The following is an 18,634-nucleotide window of genomic DNA, read 5'->3' as shown; positions in this document are numbered from 1 at the left end:
TTTATAAATCCACAAAGAGCGTCCTGGCATGTGCCATTTACCATTCTTTTATAAACTCTATAGGCGCAATTTATGATTGGAATTCGTTATTTGACACATACCCAAAATCAAATGTAGCGTACATATACTTTGGAATTATTTTTGTAGCGGCTCTGATAATTTGGTATAAAGAAGATCTACATCAAAAAAATCTCTTTCCTTCTAGGTTTGAATAATGTATCATCAAATAAATATAGTTAGATCATGATTCCAGATTTGATGATACGGACAATTTTTCGCAAACTAGGAAATGTACCCTTTCCGGAACACGTCCATAATGGACGTGTAAGGAGGAGAACAAAAGCATGGAATGGATCGAAGCATTACAAAAAGCCATCACGTATATGGAAGAGCATCTTCTCGAGGAGATCAACTATGAAGACGTAGCAAGGCAGGTGCACACGTCGAGCTATGAGTTTCACAGAGCTTTCAGTTTCGTGACCGGCTTAACGGCCAACGCGTATATCAGGAACCGCCGATTGTCTTTGGCGGGAAAAGAGCTTGTGGAGACCGATGCGAAGATCACTGATCTGGCAATGAAATATGGCTACGAGACGCCGGAAAGCTTTACCAAAGCATTTACAAGATTTCATGGTGTCGCGCCGAAAACAGTCAGAGATGACGCCGGCAAGCTTGTGCTTTTTAATCCGCTTACGATTACTATATCCGTGAAAGGTGGTAAGAGTATGGATTATCGAATTGTTCAAACGAAAGAAAAGAAGTTTATTGCGCTGGTAAGAGAATTTAGTAATGGAATTATTAACGATGAAGCCAACCACGATGTGGCGGACTTCTGGGGAGAGTGCAACAGCAAAGAGTTGCTTTCTCCGATCTTTATGCTTAGGGAGGACGGAAAGCGCGACCTCTACGGTCTCTGCAGTCCGACTACAGAAGGAAAAGATACCTTCGATTATGGTATCGGAATCATTATCGATGAGGACACCGCTGAGTTCGATCAGGCGGAGCTTGAGAAAAAAGGCTTCCGCATCTGGGATGTCAATCCCGGTACATATGTGGTTTTTGACTGTGTTGGAGAAGACGGCGATTGTATCGCAAAAACCTGGGTGAAATTCTATAAAGAGTTTCTGCCGCAGATGGGCTACGAGGCTTCCGCAGAGACGGACTACGAACTTTACTATGACGGAACCAAACCGGAAATATTCTGTGAACTGTGGATTCCGATCAAAAAGAAATAAATCAGGACAGCTATCTCGAAAGAGGTAGCTGTTTATTATAAATAAAGGACAAAAGAATATATGAAAGAATATATATCCGCTACAACCAAAGATCTGGAAAAAGTATTAAACATAGTTCAGACCTCAATAAAAATCACTTACCCCAAGTATTATCCCAAAGAGGTTGTTGATTTTTTCAGTGACCTGCATTGCAAAGAAAATATTAAAAAAGATATCGAGGCCGGCTTGGTTGGAATTCTTTTTGTTGATGGAACTTGCGTAGGCACCGGTTGCTACAAGGACAACCATATCACAAGAGTATATGTTGCTCCTGAATATCAAGGGAACGGATACGGAACATATATCATGGATTGTTTGGAAAAAGATATATCAAAAAATTATTCAAATGCTGTTTTGGATGCATCATTACCGGCTTGCCGATTGTATATAAAGAGAGGATATAAAACAGTTGATCATTGTAAATATCCTGTTGAAAATGGCGCTATCCTCGTGTACGAGGTAATGGAAAAAGAATTAGCTCGTAATATGACAGACATAGATTATAACGGAAGAAAATTCGTTCCTTTGATCAATTCCGAAAATGGTGAGGTGGACGGAAATACTGTTTTTCATTATAATCAAAAAAACTTTGACTTTTTCGCTGAATACTCCGGTGGGGAAATAAAGACGGGATTCATGGTCGGAAAGGTTAATAAAGCCGGCGAGATAGATTTTTATTATGAGCATTTAAATATCTATGATGAAATTCGCGCGGGTAAGTGCCATAGTGTACCGACTGTAAAAGATAACGGAAAAATAGAACTGCACGAAAAATGGCAGTGGCTTAACGGAGATTGCTCCATGGGAGAATCAGTAGTAGTTGAACAGGAAAGAGATTGACACAATGATTGAGATTACATATTTTCAGATGTTTCTATTTATAACAATAATATGGATTATTTCGCGTTTTATAGTTGCGGTGAAAACCAACACTTTTTCTTTTAAACGAGAATTACAGATGCTTCTGGTTTACGTATGCATCGTGGTAATAGCCAGGTATGTATATTTTGAATTTCATCTTGAAAATGGAAGGATTCAAACAACAAAGCTAGGTCTTGAAGAAGATATCAATGATATGATCAGTATCATTCCGTTTTATTTCTTAGTAGACCGCTATGATGGTTGGCTTATGAACATTATCGCAAATATCGCGATGTTCATCCCTGTTGGAATCGTGTGGCCGATATGTTTTAAAAGACTTGATACTATCCAAAAAACTATTAAAGCCGGCGCCGGTATCACTTTGTTTATAGAACTCACACAGCTGTTTTGCATCGGAAGACATACGGATGTTGATGACTTGTTTTTAAATACATTAGGTGTTGCGATCGGCGCGTGCATTGTTTTCGCGATTCGCGGAAGTAGAAAGGATGCTTTTGAGAGTTTTAAATAATAACTCGAATTTTGCAGAATAAAGATATAACTATGGACCAAAAGAAAGTAGGGCGATGGTTTTATGACAGGTATTCGCCCAAAAAAGATGAAAATGGAAAAATCGTTTTGATGACAAAGGCTTCGTTTGGACCATTAGAAGCCTATAAATGGGGAATTAACGCTGATAATCAATTGTATGAGGAATACCAATGGATCGAAAACGATTTTTTTAAGGATGAAAATTACGTTAGGATAATTACACCTGAAGAATATTTGGAAGTGCTAAGGGTTCAACCTGTCGGAAACGGCTGGATTGATATGATATGTGCACCTGATGATATCGAGGCTTTTATCGATTTTTGCAATGTTATTGGAAAAACCATAAAGGGTTTTACATGGTGGTGTCATGTGACGGAAGGTCATACCCCCTGCGGCATGGGGGGCCCTAAGTCAAAATATTACGAAGGTTGGTTCAGTGAGATTCAAATGGATGATCTGATACGATTTAAAGATAACGAATCATATCGAGATTACTTCAGATACGAATGGCCGGCAGAAACGCATTACAAAGAGTGTTATTGGCCGGGCTTTTGGCTTAAAAAGTGAGATAAAGCATGGGGAAAATACTAAAATCCTGGAGCGGAATGCGGAAATATCTGGAGAACGAAATGCTTGCCGATTCGCTCCGCGGAAGAGTCAGATACAATTGCACCGCATATGTCGGTATGGATGGGTGCCAGGTATTTGAGATTTATTTTGATAATAAAGTATTCAAGAGGTTTTCGTGGGAGACGGTAAATTCATATTTTCTGGATATGAAGTATGCAGAAAAGACCGAGCCTATGTCTATATCTGAGTACTGGGATGGCTTTTGGGATTTGATGGAAAAATATCCAATGAATACAAGGACTGAGTACACAGATAATGAATTTGCCAAAGCGCTGGAAACGTATAGAAATACTGATATCATGGAGTGCATTCATTCCGATGATCCGATAGTCAGGATGTTTGCCATTCTCGACAGAAGAGTAGGAAAAAGAACTCTCGAAAAAATGGCTGACAGTATAGATTCGGAACCAATGTGGCTTCAGGAAGTATATGAATTTAGAACTAAAGAAGAAAAGGGGAACAAATAAGATGATAAACAAGAGTTCAAAGATGCTTATCGCTGTACTTTCAATATCTTTTTTACTGATAGCGCAGCTTACAGGCTGCGGCGCAGTTTCTAAGGAGCCGCTTACCGGAGTTACCAGGGTTGTATATATGTCTACCGGAGGAGACGTGGATAGAGTATCGTTTTATATACTTACCGATGATCTTCAGGTTAAGGGATATGAAATTCAGCCATATTCTGACAACAAAATTGATGTCTTTTCTGGAGAGATTCCTCCGGATGAGTATTTGGAAGAAGAGTATTCGATATCACAAGATGCTTGGGATAAGCTAATGGAAGATCTTGGTCAAAATGATTTTATGTCTATGCCTGAAGAACTTCCCGAAGTTAAGGCTTATGATGGGTCAGCGATGGAGATTCAGATAGAGACAGCCTCAGGGACTCATAGAACCGGAGGCTACCTGGCGGGATATGGCAAAGGAAGATACCATAAGCGTTTTGCAAATATTTCAAGAGCTTTTTTCGAAGCAATATCAAACGAAGAGTAAAAGCTCCGTCACAGGATCTTTTTTATCTTAAAGAAAGTCAGACTGCCGACAACGATGAGCAGGCTTAAGCCGATGATCACGGGGTATCCGAACTTCCAGGTGAGCTCGGGCATGTACTTGAAGTTCATTCCGTACCAGCCAACGATGAGTGTTAGCGGCATGAAGATTGTTGTTACCACGGTAAGGACCGTCATGATGCGGTTCTGCTTAACATCAAGCTGAGACTGATACAGGTCGTTAAGCTGGATGGTGTAATCTCTAAGGTGGGTTGCGGCGTCGTAGAGCCTGTCAACCCTGCTTGAGAACATGTGGAAATATCTGAGATTGTCTTCCTCAAAGAATCCGTTCTCGTTTTCTTCAAGCTCCTGACCAAGATCCTGGAGCTGTTCATAGTGCGTACGAAGGTCTCTTATATCGCCGCGAATCTCGTTGTTTCGCTGGATGTGAGCCTCCTCGGCATCAGTCATGATCTCTTTTTCTATTCCGTCAAGTTCGCGCTCATAGCGCTGCATGATCAGAAGGTCGTTGTGAATTATCTGCTCAAGAAAATCGTAGAGGAATCTCTCAAGTGAAGGCTTGCGCCACTTCTTGTTTCGCTGGATCTGCTTAACGAGCTTGAGGGCGCTGTCTGTTTTATCTATGAATATAATTCCGGTTTCATCCAGGGCAAAAGAAAAACTTTCAGGCTCATCGGTACACGCCGACTGCACGGGAATGCAGAAGGTTCCGGTTAACGAGTCGTAGTTTACTTCGGCCTTGGTTGTAAGGATCTCATCGTTTTCCATATCAAGATCTATGCCCATGTCAAAATTCTCGCTCTGAGCAAGCCATTGCTCCGGCGTGAGAACGGCAACATAAGGAAATCCTGCATCGTGACACTGCTCTGCGCTGCATTCTTCAAGTGTGTTCTTGATAAGATAGTACATGATGATCCTCCGACATGGTTTATTTTATATCTTTTAGACTTTTGACATATATGATAAACGAATTGCTCCATGACTTTTGACACCTTTATCATATATCATATCACCCTAAAAGCTCATTAAAAAGGCACAAATATTGTATAATTAAAAAAGCGGGGATGAATATATGGAACGTTATGAATTCGGGAATCCAAATTCGACGAATGTTTTGATTCAGATGATCGGCGACCATGAGCTTTTGGGCTTGGAAAAAGAGCTTGCTTATATCCGAAAGAACGCGGGAGAAGATTTCTTTTTGATCGCCTTCAAGGTTGATGACTGGAATAAAGAGCTTTCGCCATGGAAGGCGCCGGCAGTGTTTGGAGATGAGGCCTTTGGCGGCTTCGCGGGCGAAACGCTGGCAAAAGTCTTGGAGCAGCTTAATGATATTGGTAGGCAAAAGAAATACTGTATCGGCGGATACTCGCTGGCAGGCTTGTTTGCTCTGTGGGCAGCGTATGAGACAGATCTTTTTACTGCAGTGGCAGCAGCTTCGCCTTCAATATGGTTTCCGGGTTTTATTGATCATATGAAATCACGCTCCATCCATGCGGATAAGGTTTATCTAAGCCTTGGAAATCGTGAGGCGAAGACAAGAAATCCGGTTATGGCAACTGTCGCGGATTGTATAGAAATGTCTTTTGACCTGCTTAAGCAGCAAGGCGTTGATTGCACGCTCGAGTGGAATGAAGGAAATCACTTCAAGGAAGCAGAGATACGGACCGCGAAGGCGTTTGCGTGGGTGCTGGATTGTAATCATTGATGCGGAGATGAGTCATCAAAAGGTATCGCTCAGGAGTAAAAAAGTGAAAAACAGCATCATTTCGGTGTATTTTATTATTGGACTGTGGATTGCATTGTTTATATGCGGGCGATTCATAAGTATGAACAAGTATTTATGCGGTAAGGGATTTGATCTGATCGCAGGCCGGTTTTACCGATATATAACGGCATCTTTTTTACATGAAAACTTATTCCATTTGGCAGCAAATTGCCTGGGATTGTATTTTATAACAATCTATCTCGACGGAAAGATAAATAGCGTTGCAATAGCGGTGTTCGCGATCATATCCGCCACAGTTTCAAATATGATCTTTTCATTGATTTATAGATGGACAGAGAGCTTTGTGGGCGGATCGGTCATTATTTATTCCATTATAGGACTGATTGTGATAATGCAGCTGAGATGCCGTGACAGTGCACCGTTCATGCTGGGAACATGGTACGGAAATTGGACTTTGGGATACTTCATTTTGGCAAATGTGATCAATGGCTCAGCAAAGCGCGCAGATATTTCATCCATCATGATCCATGGAATCTCTTTTGCTGTAGGGATGGTCATAGGCGCGATAATACTGATAACCGGCATGATTAGAGTTTAATTAAGGGGAATACATGAAAATTGGAGTTATTCAAGCGAGTAGTGGATTTTGTAGTGACCGGATGTTCATCGGAAAAAAGGAATTTTTGCAATGAAGATTTTATTTATCGGCAACAGCCATACATATATGAATGACATGCCACAGCTGGTAAAGCAGATGATTGAAGACGTTACGGGCGAGCCGGCCGAGGTTTTTATGCTGGCTTATTCCGGGAGGTCGCTTAAGTGGCACATGGAAGAGGAATATTTCTCTGAAAGGTTTAATATTCTGCATGGAGGCTATGACTTCTGTGTTATCCAGGAGCAGGCACATCCGATGCCGCCAAAAGAGGACACGGTAGCAAACGTTGATAGGATAATAAAACTTTGCAGGCAGGTTGATACGACGCCGATCATATTTGAGACTTGGGCGGAAAAAGAGAAGCCGGAGAACCAGGCTGAGATGAACAGAAGATACAGAGAGATCGCATTTAGGCAGGAATCGCTGCTGGCGCCCGTCGGAGAAGTGTGGGAGCATGCGAAGTTCGAGCTTAAAGATATTTCGAATGCGGATCTGTATTATCGCGACGGAGCGCATGCGTCGGCTGTCGGGGATTATCTGGTCGCAATGGTATTGACCAAAGTTATCACAGGAGCTATGCCTTCCGAGAACTTTAAAAAGTCGTTTGATTTCTCGCTTCCTGATGATGAGTGGAATCATGTAAAAGAAAAAGTGGAAGACGAGAGCATGGAATTAACAAGTGAGGTGGTTAAAGCAATCAGAGATTGCGTGAAAGAAATATAATTCATTTTTATAGGGGCTAAGGGGGTAAAAAATGGATAAGGTAAAGATTGAGCAGTTTGTCAGAAAGCAGAGGGCTGCGCTTGTCGGTTCGGTTGATGGGAATGGATTTCCGAACATCAAAGCGATGCTTAAGCCAAGAAAACAGGTTGGGTTAAAAGAGTTTTATTTTTCCACAAACACTTCGTCAATGAGGGTTCAGCAGTTTCTTAATAATCCCAAGGCGAGTCTGTACTTTTTTCACCAAGGACTGATCAGGTACACAGGGGTTATGCTTATCGGAACGATGGAGGTTTTGACCGATCAAGAGATCAAGAACGAGATCTGGAGAAAGGGCGATACCATGTATTACAAGGGCGGTGTCACCGATCGTGATTACTGCATCCTTAAATTTACTGCCAAGAAAGGCAGATTTTACAGCGATTTAAAGACTGACAATTTCAGTGTTGAATAAAATTGGGAACAAAAGGGGAAAGTATGAAAAAGTATAAGATTGCGGCGATATTAATGATAATCCACGGCGGATTCATGGAAATCCTGTGTTCACTAATGATGATACCGGCTATGCTGTCAGGGGCGGGCGAAAGCTCTTTTGTCGGATTTAATCTTGAGTATTTCAGAGAGAATTTAAATCTGATGATCGTAGCAGGCGTCATATTCGGAGTGCTGCGAGTTATAGGCGCTGTGGGCCTTTTGAAAAACAGAATGTGGGGACTTGCGCTTTCAGTGATAATCTCATCGATCACACTCGCACTTATGATGTTCCTTCTTCCCGCGGGAATCGTTGACGGAATACTGGCTGGTGGAGCGCTTGTACTGATGTTGATGCAATATTTCGGCAACAGCAGTGCAAGTAAATGACCTTTGCAACATCTTTGACTCCTCGATTGTTTGATAGTTAAAGAGATTAACGGTCGATAAAGGAGGAAAAAAGTATGGAATTGATAGCTGCGAAGGAAGAAAACGGATGGGTGCTCTCAAGATGGGATCTGACTTATAAGGTTGGCTGGGAGCACATTCAAAAAGGTGTTTCAGCCGTCTATGATTTTTACAGTGATCCTGAAATTCTTGTGGCGAGTTCGCCGATTAAAATCAACAGTAAAGAAGATATCATGAATATCCCCGAGACCATGAATCTGACTATTCGAGGAAGGTCAGATATTATCAAGGTTCCTATCATGATCACGTTTTACAATCAGCTTCAGGCTGTCGATGTAAGCGTCGCTCAGGCTACGGATGAGTTTGAAAATATCAATTACGAGAAGTTCAATCACTCGCTCTGTCAGTATATGGACAGCATAGAGCTTGCGATGTATAGGAAATAAAAGGTTGCGGGGATTTGTTTTATTGGAGGAAAGAAGAAGTAGATGAATATTATTGATTCGGCAGCGGATATTAAGATTTACAACTACAAAACTAAGGAAATGCACTGCGAGAAGGCTCTTGTCTGGATAAGGAATGATACGGAAACGCTGACTTGTTTGGGGGATGAATGTGTAGATGCATATAAAACGCTGCCCGAATCCGATAAGCAGAATATGACCTTGATAGCCCCGATAGCTCTTGGGAAAATTGTAGATTATGCCAACGCGGAACGTCTGATAAGGTACATGGTAAAAAAATATATCGATGGCGCCGGCGGTAAGAGAAGGATTTTCAGAAGGTCATCTCGAGCTCTTTTGGTTCTGCATGAACCATGTAGCGAAATCGAGCAGAAAGCATATGAAGATCTTGTGTATAAGATTGGATATAAAGGCGGAGTATCAGTTATAAATTCAGAAACTAAGCTTTACGATATAACTCACGAAGAAGCTATTATACATGCCGAAGAAACCAGCGGGAAGCTTGATTGTGCGATTGAGATTACTAAGAATGAGCCCAAGAAATATGCTGAATGCGCGTTTGAGATTTTTAAGAGCAATTGTAAAAGATGGGGAGTAGATCCGGAGAATTTGTATGGGAATATTTGATATCTTTGGAGGAAAAAAGAAAAGTACAGTGGTTTGCAAATCTTCCGGGCAAAGGAAAAGAGAAAGTATAGAGTTCCTGAAGGAGTTGCAAATTGATTATCTGGAAAGTTTCCCCGAAATTGAGGATGCATCGGAAGCGAAGCTTAAGGAAGTTGACGCTATATGTAAAAAAGCAATCTCAACTTTATTGATTGTTCAGGTTGCTCATGATGCATTAAAGGATCAATTTGAAAAATCAAAGTCCATGTTTACCGAAGCATTTGAGCGGTTTGGGGTTGAAAATTATTTGAATGCGAAAGAAAAAGCGGTATGGGACGGCACATATACAAAGCTTGATCTGATCCACATTACTTGGGAATATGAGATTTTTTGGGTATTGGTATGGGCGTTGGGAATAATAGATACTGATGAGATAAAAATACCCAAAGATCCTTTGGATTATATGAAAGCAATTAAAATCGTAAGCGAATGTAAGAGCTACGACGACTTTAAAGCAAAGGTCAATATGCATAGCTTAGAAGAGATACTTGATATGTTGGATTTATATTATAGGTACCACTGGGCAACTCATGAATATGGTCTTAAGCACAAAGGACACTACAAGATCAATCATGAAGTTGTTGTAGAGAGAAGAAGAGGCCTGGAATGGCTTGTTTCGGATGCTGATAACTGGTTTGATATCTATCTAGATACTTGAAGAATACTTTGACACGGAGAATATAAATGAAAAATAAAAAGAAACCGATCATCACTATAATCATAGGCGTACTATGTCTAGCAGCAATCATTGTAGGTACGCAAGTGTACAAAAATCGTTGTGGTGTAAACGTGAAATGCAGTAAAGACTATCCTGTTTCTGAGGGCTTAGTAAGCTATCGCCAGGATGACGCGGCATGGAAGGATATTCATCTCGGTGATTCCGAATATACAATGGGATCGTCCGGATGCATAACAACATGTATCGCTTCTGCGATCTCTGAAACGGAAGGAGCAATGGATCCGGGACAGCTTGCAGTTCTTTTGTCTAATGAAAAAGTATTTGATGATGAAGGAAATATGCAGTGGACCGAGCTTAATGACCTTGCCGGATTTCATGCGGATGTCTACAGTTATGTCAATGCCGAGTATATAGAGGATTGTCTGTCTAAGGGCAGATATCCGATCGTGAAGGTTCATCGCAATTCTCTTTTGAGCTATCATCATTTTGTGTTGATCGTCGGAAGTCGCGACGGTGAATACATCTGCATGGATCCGTTAAAAGACTCGCTTACCAAGCTCAGTGACTACGGGAACAGAATCTATTCGGTCAGATGCGTATGGTACAAGAATGAGATGGAGGATTTTAATGAGCACGATCTTGATATGATCAAGAGGCTTCCGAAGAACAAAGAGGATACAGATGAATTTTTGAAAACAATGAGGCTAGCTGTTATTGAAGTAGAGGTTGACGGAGATCCTTGTTATACGACAACATCTGTTGTGGATTTTTCAAGTGATAAGCTTTACTTTAATTGCGTTAGTTATGGTGACTATACTGAAACAGATGAATCTACTCCTTTTTTACTGGCACGGAGAATAGAATATATATATGATATCAAAAACGCAGTCGAGCATATAGAAACTCTTAATAATGCAGAGACTGATCCATACGAGAATGAATATAAGGATCTCACGGTGAAAATAATTATAGCGAATGATGATTGGACTATACAAAAATTTGAGTGTAGTGTTCCGGGAAGCAGAAAAGACGATCCCGGCGATATGTTAAGCGCATTTGCGTACAAGTTCTGTGATCTGGATCGTTATTAAAAACTCTTTCATTGCATACTAATCAATAATGAGAGACAATATAGGCGTGATCAAATGAATTTTTTAAATAACGGAGAAATAACATGGGAAAAGAAATATTTGAAAAAGAACAGACCCATTTGACGACGACCTATAATAAACTGTTGAAGATTAAAAAAGATCTCGAGGAGCAGATCTCTGCCCTTAATGAGAAGGCGGTTGAAGACAAAAACGATATCAGGGACAACATCCGTTTTGATTATGCGGATATAGAGACTACAATGGAAACTCTCGCTGAGATAGAGGTATGGAATCGCTACATTGATACCTACAACGTCGAGAGTAATTCCCTTGGCAAAAGACTTGATACAGTTAATAAACTGCTCGAGTCACCTTATTTTGCCAAGATAGAGCTATTGTTTGAAGGAGAGAGTACGCCTGAAAGCTACTACATAGGACGAGCGGCGATCTCGGAAAACGGCTACGATCAGATGGTTGTAGACTGGAGATCTCCGATTGCGGAAGTTTACTACAATCAGGAAAACGGTAAAACAAGCTATACGGTTGATGACAGGACCATCCCCGTTGAACTTAAGCTTCGTCGCCAGTTTGATATAAATAAGGACAAACTGGTTTCATTTTTTGATACACAGATCGCGATCGAAGATCCGATGCTTCTTAAATCTCTTTCGCAGACTCGCTCTGACAAGATGCAGGCGATCACTGCCACAATTCAGAAAGAACAAAACAAGGTAATCCGTTATCCCGATGTACAGGTTCTTTTGGTCAGTGGTATTGCAGGTAGCGGCAAGACTTCGGTTCTTTTGCAGAGAATAGCATATCTTTTTTATCAAAAGAGAAAGACACTTCGCCCAGAGCAGGTATGTCTTTTGACTCTTAATCCCGTATTTCGCGATTATATTGATAACGTCCTTCCGGATCTGGGAGAGACCAATCCGCCGACTTTGACATGGCATGAGTTTTTGAAAAAAGTGGGCGTTCCTTTTGCTGACAATGAATATGACGGCACGGACGATGCAAGTTTGCAGAAGATTCATGACGAGCTGCTTAAGCTTGATCCCGAAGAGGATGATTTTTACGATATTACTCATAACGGCAAGCTTGTGATGTCTAAGAGCGATGTGTTTGCCGTGATAAAAAAGTTTTCTAAATTCCCGATGGGAGTTCGTCTGATCCAAACAACTTCGGAGGAAATTGAAGAAAGAGCGAAAAACATACTTCGAAACAAGGATATCTTTAATGATGAGTCCGAAAGCACAGCAGGCTCCGATGCCGCGGAGGATAATCGCATTGAAAACGATTTTGGCGGAGCGCTTAGCTTTATAAGGCGTTATGGTTTCATCAACGTCAAGCGTGTTGCGCAGAGAATCCTCGGAAGCGAGTATATTACCGCTGCTGAGTGGCTCTTTACCAAGATGGAGCTTACAGGTATATGTGACAGAAACGTGCGGTATGTTATGATAGACGAAGTGCAGGATTACACAGCTTCGCAGTTAATGGTGTTTGGTAAATATTTTCCTAATGCTCGTTTTATGCTGCTTGGCGATGAGTTCCAGGCAATTCGGGGTGGCACAGTTTCTTTTGCACAGATAAAAGAGATGGCAGAGGCAGCGGGAAAAGAATTTGCGCTTCTTCCGCTAATGACAAGTTACAGAAGCTCACCCGAGATAACTAAAATGTTTGCTTCTCTCCTTCCGAATGAAAAGAAAATGCTGGTTTCATCGGTAAGACGATCGGGAGAAGAAGTTGTTGTAAAGAGCTGTGATTCCGAAAAAAAATACTACGAGGAACTAAAGGCGCAGATAGATGAATTCGGCAAAAAAGACGGCCTTACCGCGGTTATATGCAGAAACAGTTACAGCCTTGAAAAGCTTGCGGAAGCGCTCGGAGATAAAGCTCCGCAGATTATTTCTGAAAATGACAGCCTGCCAAAGAGCGGCGCATTTCTTATTGAACTGGCGCTTGCTAAGGGGCTTGAGTTTGACAATGTGATCCTTGCTGACGCCGATGCAAAAGCCTATCCTTCGGACGAACTCGGAAAGCATTGCCTGTACACAGCTATATCCAGAGCTACGCAGCGTCTTGCTGTTTTGGCCAATGGCCCGTTGGGGACGGGATTGGCGGACCGCTAAAAATAAAATTTTATAAAAGGAAAAGAGAATGAGGAAAAGAGTTTTTTTATCAACAATTATTATTGCATTTGCGCTATGTGCTTGTGCTAATGGGGATAAAGCAGTGGGCGATAATATAAGCGCGGTCGAAGAAAGTAACGAAGCTGTTTCGGAAGCGCCTTCTGAAGCATCATCAGAATCATCGTCGGAAGTGACAGCATCTGTAGAAGGAAAAAAATACAGCGATTTTAAGGAAGCCTATGCCGACTTCCTTAAGACTAACGAAGTGGATGAAGACGGTTCTCCTATTCAAGAATACATGATATATGATATCGACAAGGACGGTACGCCGGAACTTTTGGCGTGCTGCGGCTTAGGAGAGGCGGATTCGCATAAGCGGGTATACACATTTGCTGACGGAGAGATCAAGTTTATTGATGTGTTATATACGAGTCACACCGGTATTTGGACATATCCGGATGATAACGGCATAATATTACGTTGGACTTTTTCAGGTGGTGAAGATTATACCCGATACTCTTTAAATAACAATGAATTTACAACAGAAGAGTTATACTCCGGAACTACTACGTTTGAAGACCCTACAACCGGAGAATATATTGTTAGATTTAAAGCGGCAAAAGATGTAGTGCCCGGTGCAATTTTGCTAGATTCTTTTTCACGCGATAATCTATATCCGATTGAGATGTATGAAGTCATAAGCGCTGATGTACCTAAGCAGAAAAATAAGAACTATACTTATCCGGATAACAATCCAAATTTCTATACGGAGATCATGGAAAAAGACGGTGTTATAAATCTTGGATGGGCCAAAGAGTTGGGAGAGATTCATTTTAGTGAACTTTTAAAAGAAGGTGTGATAGATACATATAAACCAAAGGAAAAGCGGGATATAACATATGCAGATCTCAATTTTGACGGTGTGTATGAATGCATTTTTTATATAACAACACAGAATGTAAAATATGAGGACATCACGAATGATTATCGCGTGATCCTTAGTAAGCAAGGTGATGATATTTACGCTTATCTTGCAGGTTATCCTTACGAAAATTCCATTACGGAAGATGGATATTTTATTACCGAACCGGATGAGTACTGTGATGATCGAGAAGTAAGTAGAGTTATGTATGATAAAGAAAAATGGTTTGACTATCATGTAGCATATTGATATAGTATAGAAAAAAGAAAGAGCGCTTAGCGCATAGGTGAAAGAATGTACAGAAGATAATTCAGTTTAGGTGAACACTATCAGTAATGATGAGGCTGCTTACAGCGGCTGTTTTGTGTACGCTTAATTTGGATTATCATGCATTTCATGCCTATATGTTATGTGGGCCTATTTGTGTGAGTCTATTTTGCGTATGCAAGGTAGACTTTTTTGCTATCCGTAAATGGCAGCCATGACAGGAGGACGCATGCTCAATATTAAAAACTTAACTATAACGCACCGCAAAGATCTGCGGGTAATTCTTGATAAATTTAATCTTACTCTAAACGACGGCGACAAGGCTGTGATCATAGGCGAAGAGGGCAACGGCAAATCGACGCTCCTTAAATGGATATACAATCCGGAGCTTTCGGAAGAATACGCAGAGTGCGAAGGTGAGAGGATACTCGGAAGCGAGATCTTGGGCTATTTGCCGCAGGAGCTCCCTGATAATGAAAAAGAAAAAACGCTTTACGAATATTTTTCGGAAGCCAAACTGTTTTTTGACAAGACACCAAAAGAGCTTTCGGAGCTTGCAAATGAATTTCGGGTTACGAGAGATTTCTTTTACGCTGATCAAAAGATGAAAAGCCTTTCCGGCGGCGAAAAAGTAAAGGCGCAGCTTATGAGAATACTGATCGACGAGCCGACGGTACTACTTCTTGATGAGCCGTCCAACGACATCGATATAAGCACGCTCGAACTGCTGGAGAGGCTGATAAATGGCTGGAAACACATAGTTCTTTTTATCTCCCATGATGAGACGCTCATTGAAAACACTGCCAACGTGATAATCCATATCGAGCAGATCATGCGAAAGACCAGGAGCCGCTACGTGGTCGTGAAGGACAACTACAAGCACTATATCGCGAACAGGGCGGAGGCTTTTGAGAGGCAGGAGCAGCTGGCTATTAACGACCGCAAGGAAAAGAAGCTTCGCGATGAGAGATACAACAGGATTCACGACAAGGTGGAGCGGGCGCTTTTAGGTGTTTCGAGGCAGGAGCCGGGAGTCGGCAAGATGTTAAAAGACAAGATGCGCGCGGTAAAGTCCATGGAGAAGCGCTTTTCAAGGCAGGATGAGAACATGGCCAAGATGCCGGAGCAAGAGGAAGCAATCTTTTTTAAACTGGGAAAAGAGAATTCGAAGATGCCGGAAGGTAAGACGGTTATTGAGTTTTCACTGGATAAGCTGATGGCGCCCGACGGATCGAAGGTGCTGGCAAAGGATATTTTTTTAAGGGTAAGAGGCCCTGAAAAGGTCTGCATTGTCGGAACAAACGGAGTCGGTAAGACTACGCTTCTTAGGCTGATCGCGGAGGAGCTTCTTTCAAGGAGTGATCTGAGGGTTCAGTACATGCCGCAAAACTACGAGGATGAGCTTGATCTTGACGTGACGCCGGTGGAATTTTTGGACGATACCGGAGATAAGGAGATACGCACGCGCATCAGGACATATCTTGGTTCGCTTAAGTTTACCGCAGATGAGACAGAGCATCCGATCCGGGAGCTCTCGGGCGGGCAGAAAGCGAAAGTGCTGCTTCTTAAGATGAGTCTTTCCGATGCAAATGTGCTTGTTCTGGATGAGCCTACGCGAAATTTCTCGCCGCTTTCGGGCCCTGTCATCCGCAGGATGATAGCTTCATTTCCCGGTGCGGTCATCAGCATTTCGCACGACAGGAAGTACATCGAGGAAGTATGTACAAAGACATATGTGTTGACGACGGAGGGACTTAAGCAATGACTATAGAGACTAATTACAGAGATAACGAAGTACTAAGAAACTCTTTTAATGAACTTGCCGGCAAGATTTTTGGCGGATTGAACTTTGAAAACTGGTACAGGAACGGCTTTTGGAAAGACAACTACATTCCGTATTCAGTTGTGGTTGATGGCAAAGTTGTATCCAACATTTCAGTGAATACTTGTGACATGAACTATGACGGCAGGATTGTAAAGCTGATACAGCTGGGAACGGTTATGACCGATCCTGATTACAGAGGAAGAGGCTATGCAAGTCTTTTGATGGAAAAGATACTTGAGGAATACGAAGGAAAAGTAGACGGAATCTATCTTTACGGCAATGATTCGGTAGTTGATTTTTATCCCAAGTTTGGCTTTCGAAAGAGCAAGGAATATCGGTACAGCAAAGCGGTAGAGATTGATAATGACAGAACGGCAAAGCTTGTTCCTATGGCGGAAAAGAGCGACTTCGATAAGATGGTCCGGATTCTGGATAGCACCGAGCAGAACGCCAAGCTTTACATGGTAAATAATCCGGGCTTGTATATGTTTTATCTTTCTCAGTTTATGCAGGAGAATACTTTCTATATTGATGGCGCGGACAGTTATGCTATTGCTGAGATTGACGCTGATACGCTCAACCTTCATGCGATTATCGGAAACGCATCTTTGGATGATGTGATCGCTTCGTTCGGAAAAGATATTAAGAATGCCGTTCTTTGCTTTACTCCGCACGATGTGACAGGGTATGATAAAAGCGAGGTTTTCGAAGAAGATACAACTTTTTTTGTCAGAGGAAAATTCTTTGACGAGACCTCAGAAGATGCATTTATGTTCCAGGAAATAACGCACGCGTAACGTATACCCGGGGACGGGACTTGCGGCTCCTTGCGATCACGGAGCTTGGCTACCACAGCTGCTGGATTGAAGGACATATCACTGATGACGACAGGCTGGGTGATAAGATTGCGAAGCTCCTAAACGTCCCCGATGACTATGAGCTTGTGTGCATTCTCCCTGTCGGTGTCGCTGAGAGTGAGCCCGCCGGCCCCGAGAAAAAGAGCTTCGAAGAGCGCGCGTGGTTTAATACGTTTAGAGGGTAAAAGACATGGAAGAAATAAGAATGATTTTATGTGGCGAAGTTGAAGAAGCCGATGGAACATCTGAGAAAACCGGAGTGGTGTCAGTTGTTTATGTGTCTAAGGATTTACAGAGGATAAAGGCAAAACTTGTTGAATTACAAGAGCGTAATCCGGATAAATTTTACATGGATTACCTTGTGCCGCTAGATGCTGATCTGACCGCATTAGAGCACTACCCATCTATTGAGATTTCCAGGGAAGATTTAGAGTGATGAAGGAATAGGAGGAGCAAAAATGACTGAGATAGTAATGACACCAATAGGCAAAGTACAAAATGATGTTGTGAACAGAAAAGATGTTTCATGGGGCGAGGATACTTCAAGTATTGTTCTGGAAAAAGAGTATGTGTCAGGCTTGAAGGGACTTGAAGATTTTTCGCACGCCATCATTTTCTTTTTCCTTGATAAGGCTAAATATGAAAAAGAAAAGCATTTGCAAAGAAGACCGCAGAACCGCGAAGACATGCCGCTTGTAGGTATCTTTTCCCAGAGAGGGAAGGACAGACCCAACAGGATCGGTATGACTTCCGTGGAGATCGTTTCGGTTTCGGATGATACGCTCGTCGTGAAGGGGCTTGATGCTGTTGACGGCACTCCGGTGCTTGATATAAAGCCGTATTATCCGGTTTATGATAAAAAAGAAGCTACGGTTCCGGAATGGGTTGACCGCCTTATGGAGCATTATTTTTAAGAAGGATAGGAAATGTATTTTAGGAAAGAGGAATTTAATGAGCAACATAGTTTTTAACTGGACAGATGGAAGCAACAAGGATTTTGGTGAGTTTTATAAAAAGACAGAAGAATACTACAGCAAGATGGTTGGCGGAATAGAGAACAGAAGGGCTTTTGTACCATACAATAATTCTGATGCTATTCCCGATGTGCTTATTGCATATTCGGATGATTCGGCAGTCGCGTGCGCGGGGCTCAAACGTTATTCGGATAGCGACGTTGAAATCAAGCGTGTGTGGGTAGAACCTGAATATAGAGGTCGACACATTGCTCAGGATATTATGAAATATATCGAAGATAAGGCACGAGAGCTTGGGTACAAAAGAACAATTCTTCAGACAAGAGAGATAATGGAAGACGCTGTAGGACTTTATACAAAGCTTGGTTACAGCAAAATAGAGAAATATCCGCCGTACGATAATTTGTCAGGTGCGGTATGTATGGCAAAAGAGCTGTGAGGTTA

Annotated in this window: 24 protein-coding genes; 23 read left to right on the top strand and 1 reads right to left on the bottom strand. The window is 41.9% G+C overall.

What is annotated here, in order from left to right:
* The first annotated feature begins 344 nt into the window (after nucleotides 1–344).
* The 6 genes from D6853_RS09675 to D6853_RS09650 all read left to right on the top strand — a co-directional run bounded on the left by D6853_RS09675 (nucleotide 345) and on the right by D6853_RS09650 (nucleotide 4,310).
* Complete coding sequence (locus tag D6853_RS09675; protein WP_120657795.1) at nucleotides 345–1,235, top strand: AraC family transcriptional regulator; 891 nt, start codon at nucleotides 345–347, stop codon at nucleotides 1,233–1,235.
* Nucleotides 1,236–1,295: 60 nt separating this feature from the next.
* Nucleotides 1,296–2,114: a GNAT family N-acetyltransferase gene (locus tag D6853_RS09670; RefSeq protein WP_120657794.1), complete on the top strand. Its 819-nt coding sequence runs from the start codon at nucleotides 1,296–1,298 to the stop codon at nucleotides 2,112–2,114.
* 118 nt (nucleotides 2,115–2,232) lie between these two features.
* Complete coding sequence (locus D6853_RS09665; protein WP_243108333.1) at nucleotides 2,233–2,667, top strand: VanZ family protein; 435 nt, start codon at nucleotides 2,233–2,235, stop codon at nucleotides 2,665–2,667.
* A 32-nt stretch (nucleotides 2,668–2,699) separates the two neighbouring features.
* Nucleotides 2,700–3,254 carry a hypothetical protein gene (locus D6853_RS09660; RefSeq protein WP_120657792.1) on the top strand — a complete coding sequence of 185 codons (555 nt, stop codon included), beginning with the start codon at nucleotides 2,700–2,702 and terminating at the stop codon, nucleotides 3,252–3,254.
* Nucleotides 3,255–3,262: 8 nt separating this feature from the next.
* Entirely contained in the window at nucleotides 3,263–3,784 is a 522-nt protein-coding gene (locus D6853_RS09655; RefSeq protein ID WP_147367737.1) for an SF0329 family protein, read from the top strand.
* Between the two features lies 1 nt (nucleotide 3,785).
* A complete protein-coding gene (locus D6853_RS09650; RefSeq protein WP_120657790.1) occupies nucleotides 3,786–4,310 on the top strand; it encodes a hypothetical protein in 525 nt (174 codons plus the stop codon).
* Nucleotides 4,311–4,318: 8 nt separating this feature from the next.
* Here D6853_RS09650 and D6853_RS09645 read toward each other — a convergent pair whose 3' ends face one another.
* Entirely contained in the window at nucleotides 4,319–5,236 is a 918-nt protein-coding gene (locus D6853_RS09645; protein WP_092250682.1) for a magnesium transporter CorA family protein, read from the bottom strand.
* Nucleotides 5,237–5,399: 163 nt separating this feature from the next.
* On the opposite strand from D6853_RS09645, the gene D6853_RS09640 reads away from it, so the two are divergent.
* The 17 genes from D6853_RS09640 to D6853_RS09560 all read left to right on the top strand — a co-directional run bounded on the left by D6853_RS09640 (nucleotide 5,400) and on the right by D6853_RS09560 (nucleotide 18,629).
* Complete coding sequence (locus D6853_RS09640; protein WP_120657789.1) at nucleotides 5,400–6,035, top strand: esterase; 636 nt, start codon at nucleotides 5,400–5,402, stop codon at nucleotides 6,033–6,035.
* Between the two features lie 121 nt (nucleotides 6,036–6,156).
* A complete protein-coding gene (locus D6853_RS09635; protein ID WP_120685638.1) occupies nucleotides 6,157–6,654 on the top strand; it encodes a rhomboid family intramembrane serine protease in 498 nt (165 codons plus the stop codon).
* A 90-nt stretch (nucleotides 6,655–6,744) separates the two neighbouring features.
* Nucleotides 6,745–7,437 carry an SGNH/GDSL hydrolase family protein gene (locus D6853_RS09630; protein ID WP_120657787.1) on the top strand — a complete coding sequence of 231 codons (693 nt, stop codon included), beginning with the start codon at nucleotides 6,745–6,747 and terminating at the stop codon, nucleotides 7,435–7,437.
* A gap of 31 nt (nucleotides 7,438–7,468) precedes the next feature.
* Nucleotides 7,469–7,888 (top strand): pyridoxamine 5'-phosphate oxidase family protein, encoded by a 420-nt coding sequence (locus D6853_RS09625; protein ID WP_120657786.1) that lies wholly within the window; start codon nucleotides 7,469–7,471, stop codon nucleotides 7,886–7,888.
* Nucleotides 7,889–7,911: 23 nt separating this feature from the next.
* The gene (locus tag D6853_RS09620; RefSeq protein ID WP_120657785.1) at nucleotides 7,912–8,295 is read left to right on the top strand and encodes a DUF2127 domain-containing protein; all 384 of its coding nucleotides are present in this window, start codon (nucleotides 7,912–7,914) and stop codon (nucleotides 8,293–8,295) included.
* Nucleotides 8,296–8,369: 74 nt separating this feature from the next.
* Entirely contained in the window at nucleotides 8,370–8,759 is a 390-nt protein-coding gene (locus tag D6853_RS09615; protein ID WP_120657784.1) for a hypothetical protein, read from the top strand.
* A 42-nt stretch (nucleotides 8,760–8,801) separates the two neighbouring features.
* Nucleotides 8,802–9,404, top strand: a complete 603-nt coding sequence (locus D6853_RS09610; protein WP_120657783.1) for a rod shape-determining protein — start codon at nucleotides 8,802–8,804, stop codon at nucleotides 9,402–9,404.
* Entirely contained in the window at nucleotides 9,391–10,101 is a 711-nt protein-coding gene (locus tag D6853_RS09605) for a DUF4272 domain-containing protein (protein ID WP_120657782.1), read from the top strand. The genes D6853_RS09610 and D6853_RS09605 overlap by 14 nt, the downstream gene beginning before the upstream one ends.
* Before the next feature lie 26 nt (nucleotides 10,102–10,127).
* Nucleotides 10,128–11,213, top strand: a complete 1,086-nt coding sequence (locus D6853_RS09600; protein WP_120657781.1) for a hypothetical protein — start codon at nucleotides 10,128–10,130, stop codon at nucleotides 11,211–11,213.
* An 83-nt stretch (nucleotides 11,214–11,296) separates the two neighbouring features.
* Nucleotides 11,297–13,345 (top strand): HelD family protein, encoded by a 2,049-nt coding sequence (locus D6853_RS09595; RefSeq protein WP_120657780.1) that lies wholly within the window; start codon nucleotides 11,297–11,299, stop codon nucleotides 13,343–13,345.
* A 28-nt stretch (nucleotides 13,346–13,373) separates the two neighbouring features.
* Nucleotides 13,374–14,516, top strand: a complete 1,143-nt coding sequence (locus D6853_RS09590; protein ID WP_120657779.1) for a hypothetical protein — start codon at nucleotides 13,374–13,376, stop codon at nucleotides 14,514–14,516.
* 247 nt (nucleotides 14,517–14,763) lie between these two features.
* On the top strand, nucleotides 14,764–16,299 hold the full coding sequence (locus tag D6853_RS09585) for an ATP-binding cassette domain-containing protein (protein WP_120657778.1): 1,536 nt from the start codon (nucleotides 14,764–14,766) through the stop codon (nucleotides 16,297–16,299).
* Entirely contained in the window at nucleotides 16,296–17,156 is an 861-nt protein-coding gene (locus D6853_RS09580; protein WP_120657777.1) for a GNAT family N-acetyltransferase, read from the top strand. The genes D6853_RS09585 and D6853_RS09580 overlap by 4 nt, the downstream gene beginning before the upstream one ends.
* Nucleotides 17,157–17,176: 20 nt before the next feature.
* Nucleotides 17,177–17,401, top strand: coding sequence for a nitroreductase family protein (locus D6853_RS09575; protein ID WP_158588716.1), 225 nt, complete (start codon nucleotides 17,177–17,179; stop codon nucleotides 17,399–17,401).
* A 5-nt stretch (nucleotides 17,402–17,406) separates the two neighbouring features.
* Nucleotides 17,407–17,652, top strand: a complete 246-nt coding sequence (locus D6853_RS09570) for a hypothetical protein (RefSeq protein WP_120657775.1) — start codon at nucleotides 17,407–17,409, stop codon at nucleotides 17,650–17,652.
* Nucleotides 17,653–17,674: 22 nt separating this feature from the next.
* Entirely contained in the window at nucleotides 17,675–18,130 is a 456-nt protein-coding gene (gene tsaA, locus D6853_RS09565; RefSeq protein WP_120657774.1) for a tRNA (N6-threonylcarbamoyladenosine(37)-N6)-methyltransferase TrmO, read from the top strand.
* Nucleotides 18,131–18,167: 37 nt separating this feature from the next.
* Nucleotides 18,168–18,629, top strand: a complete 462-nt coding sequence (locus D6853_RS09560) for a GNAT family N-acetyltransferase (protein WP_158588715.1) — start codon at nucleotides 18,168–18,170, stop codon at nucleotides 18,627–18,629.
* The last annotated feature ends 5 nt before the right edge of the window (nucleotides 18,630–18,634 follow it).

Origin of the sequence: Butyrivibrio sp. X503 (assembly GCF_003625475.1) — a bacterium.
Classification (GTDB): Bacteria; Bacillota; Clostridia; order Lachnospirales; family Lachnospiraceae; genus Butyrivibrio.
Note: the sequence above shows the minus strand (reverse complement) of the source record. Positions and strands in the feature narration are given on the sequence as shown.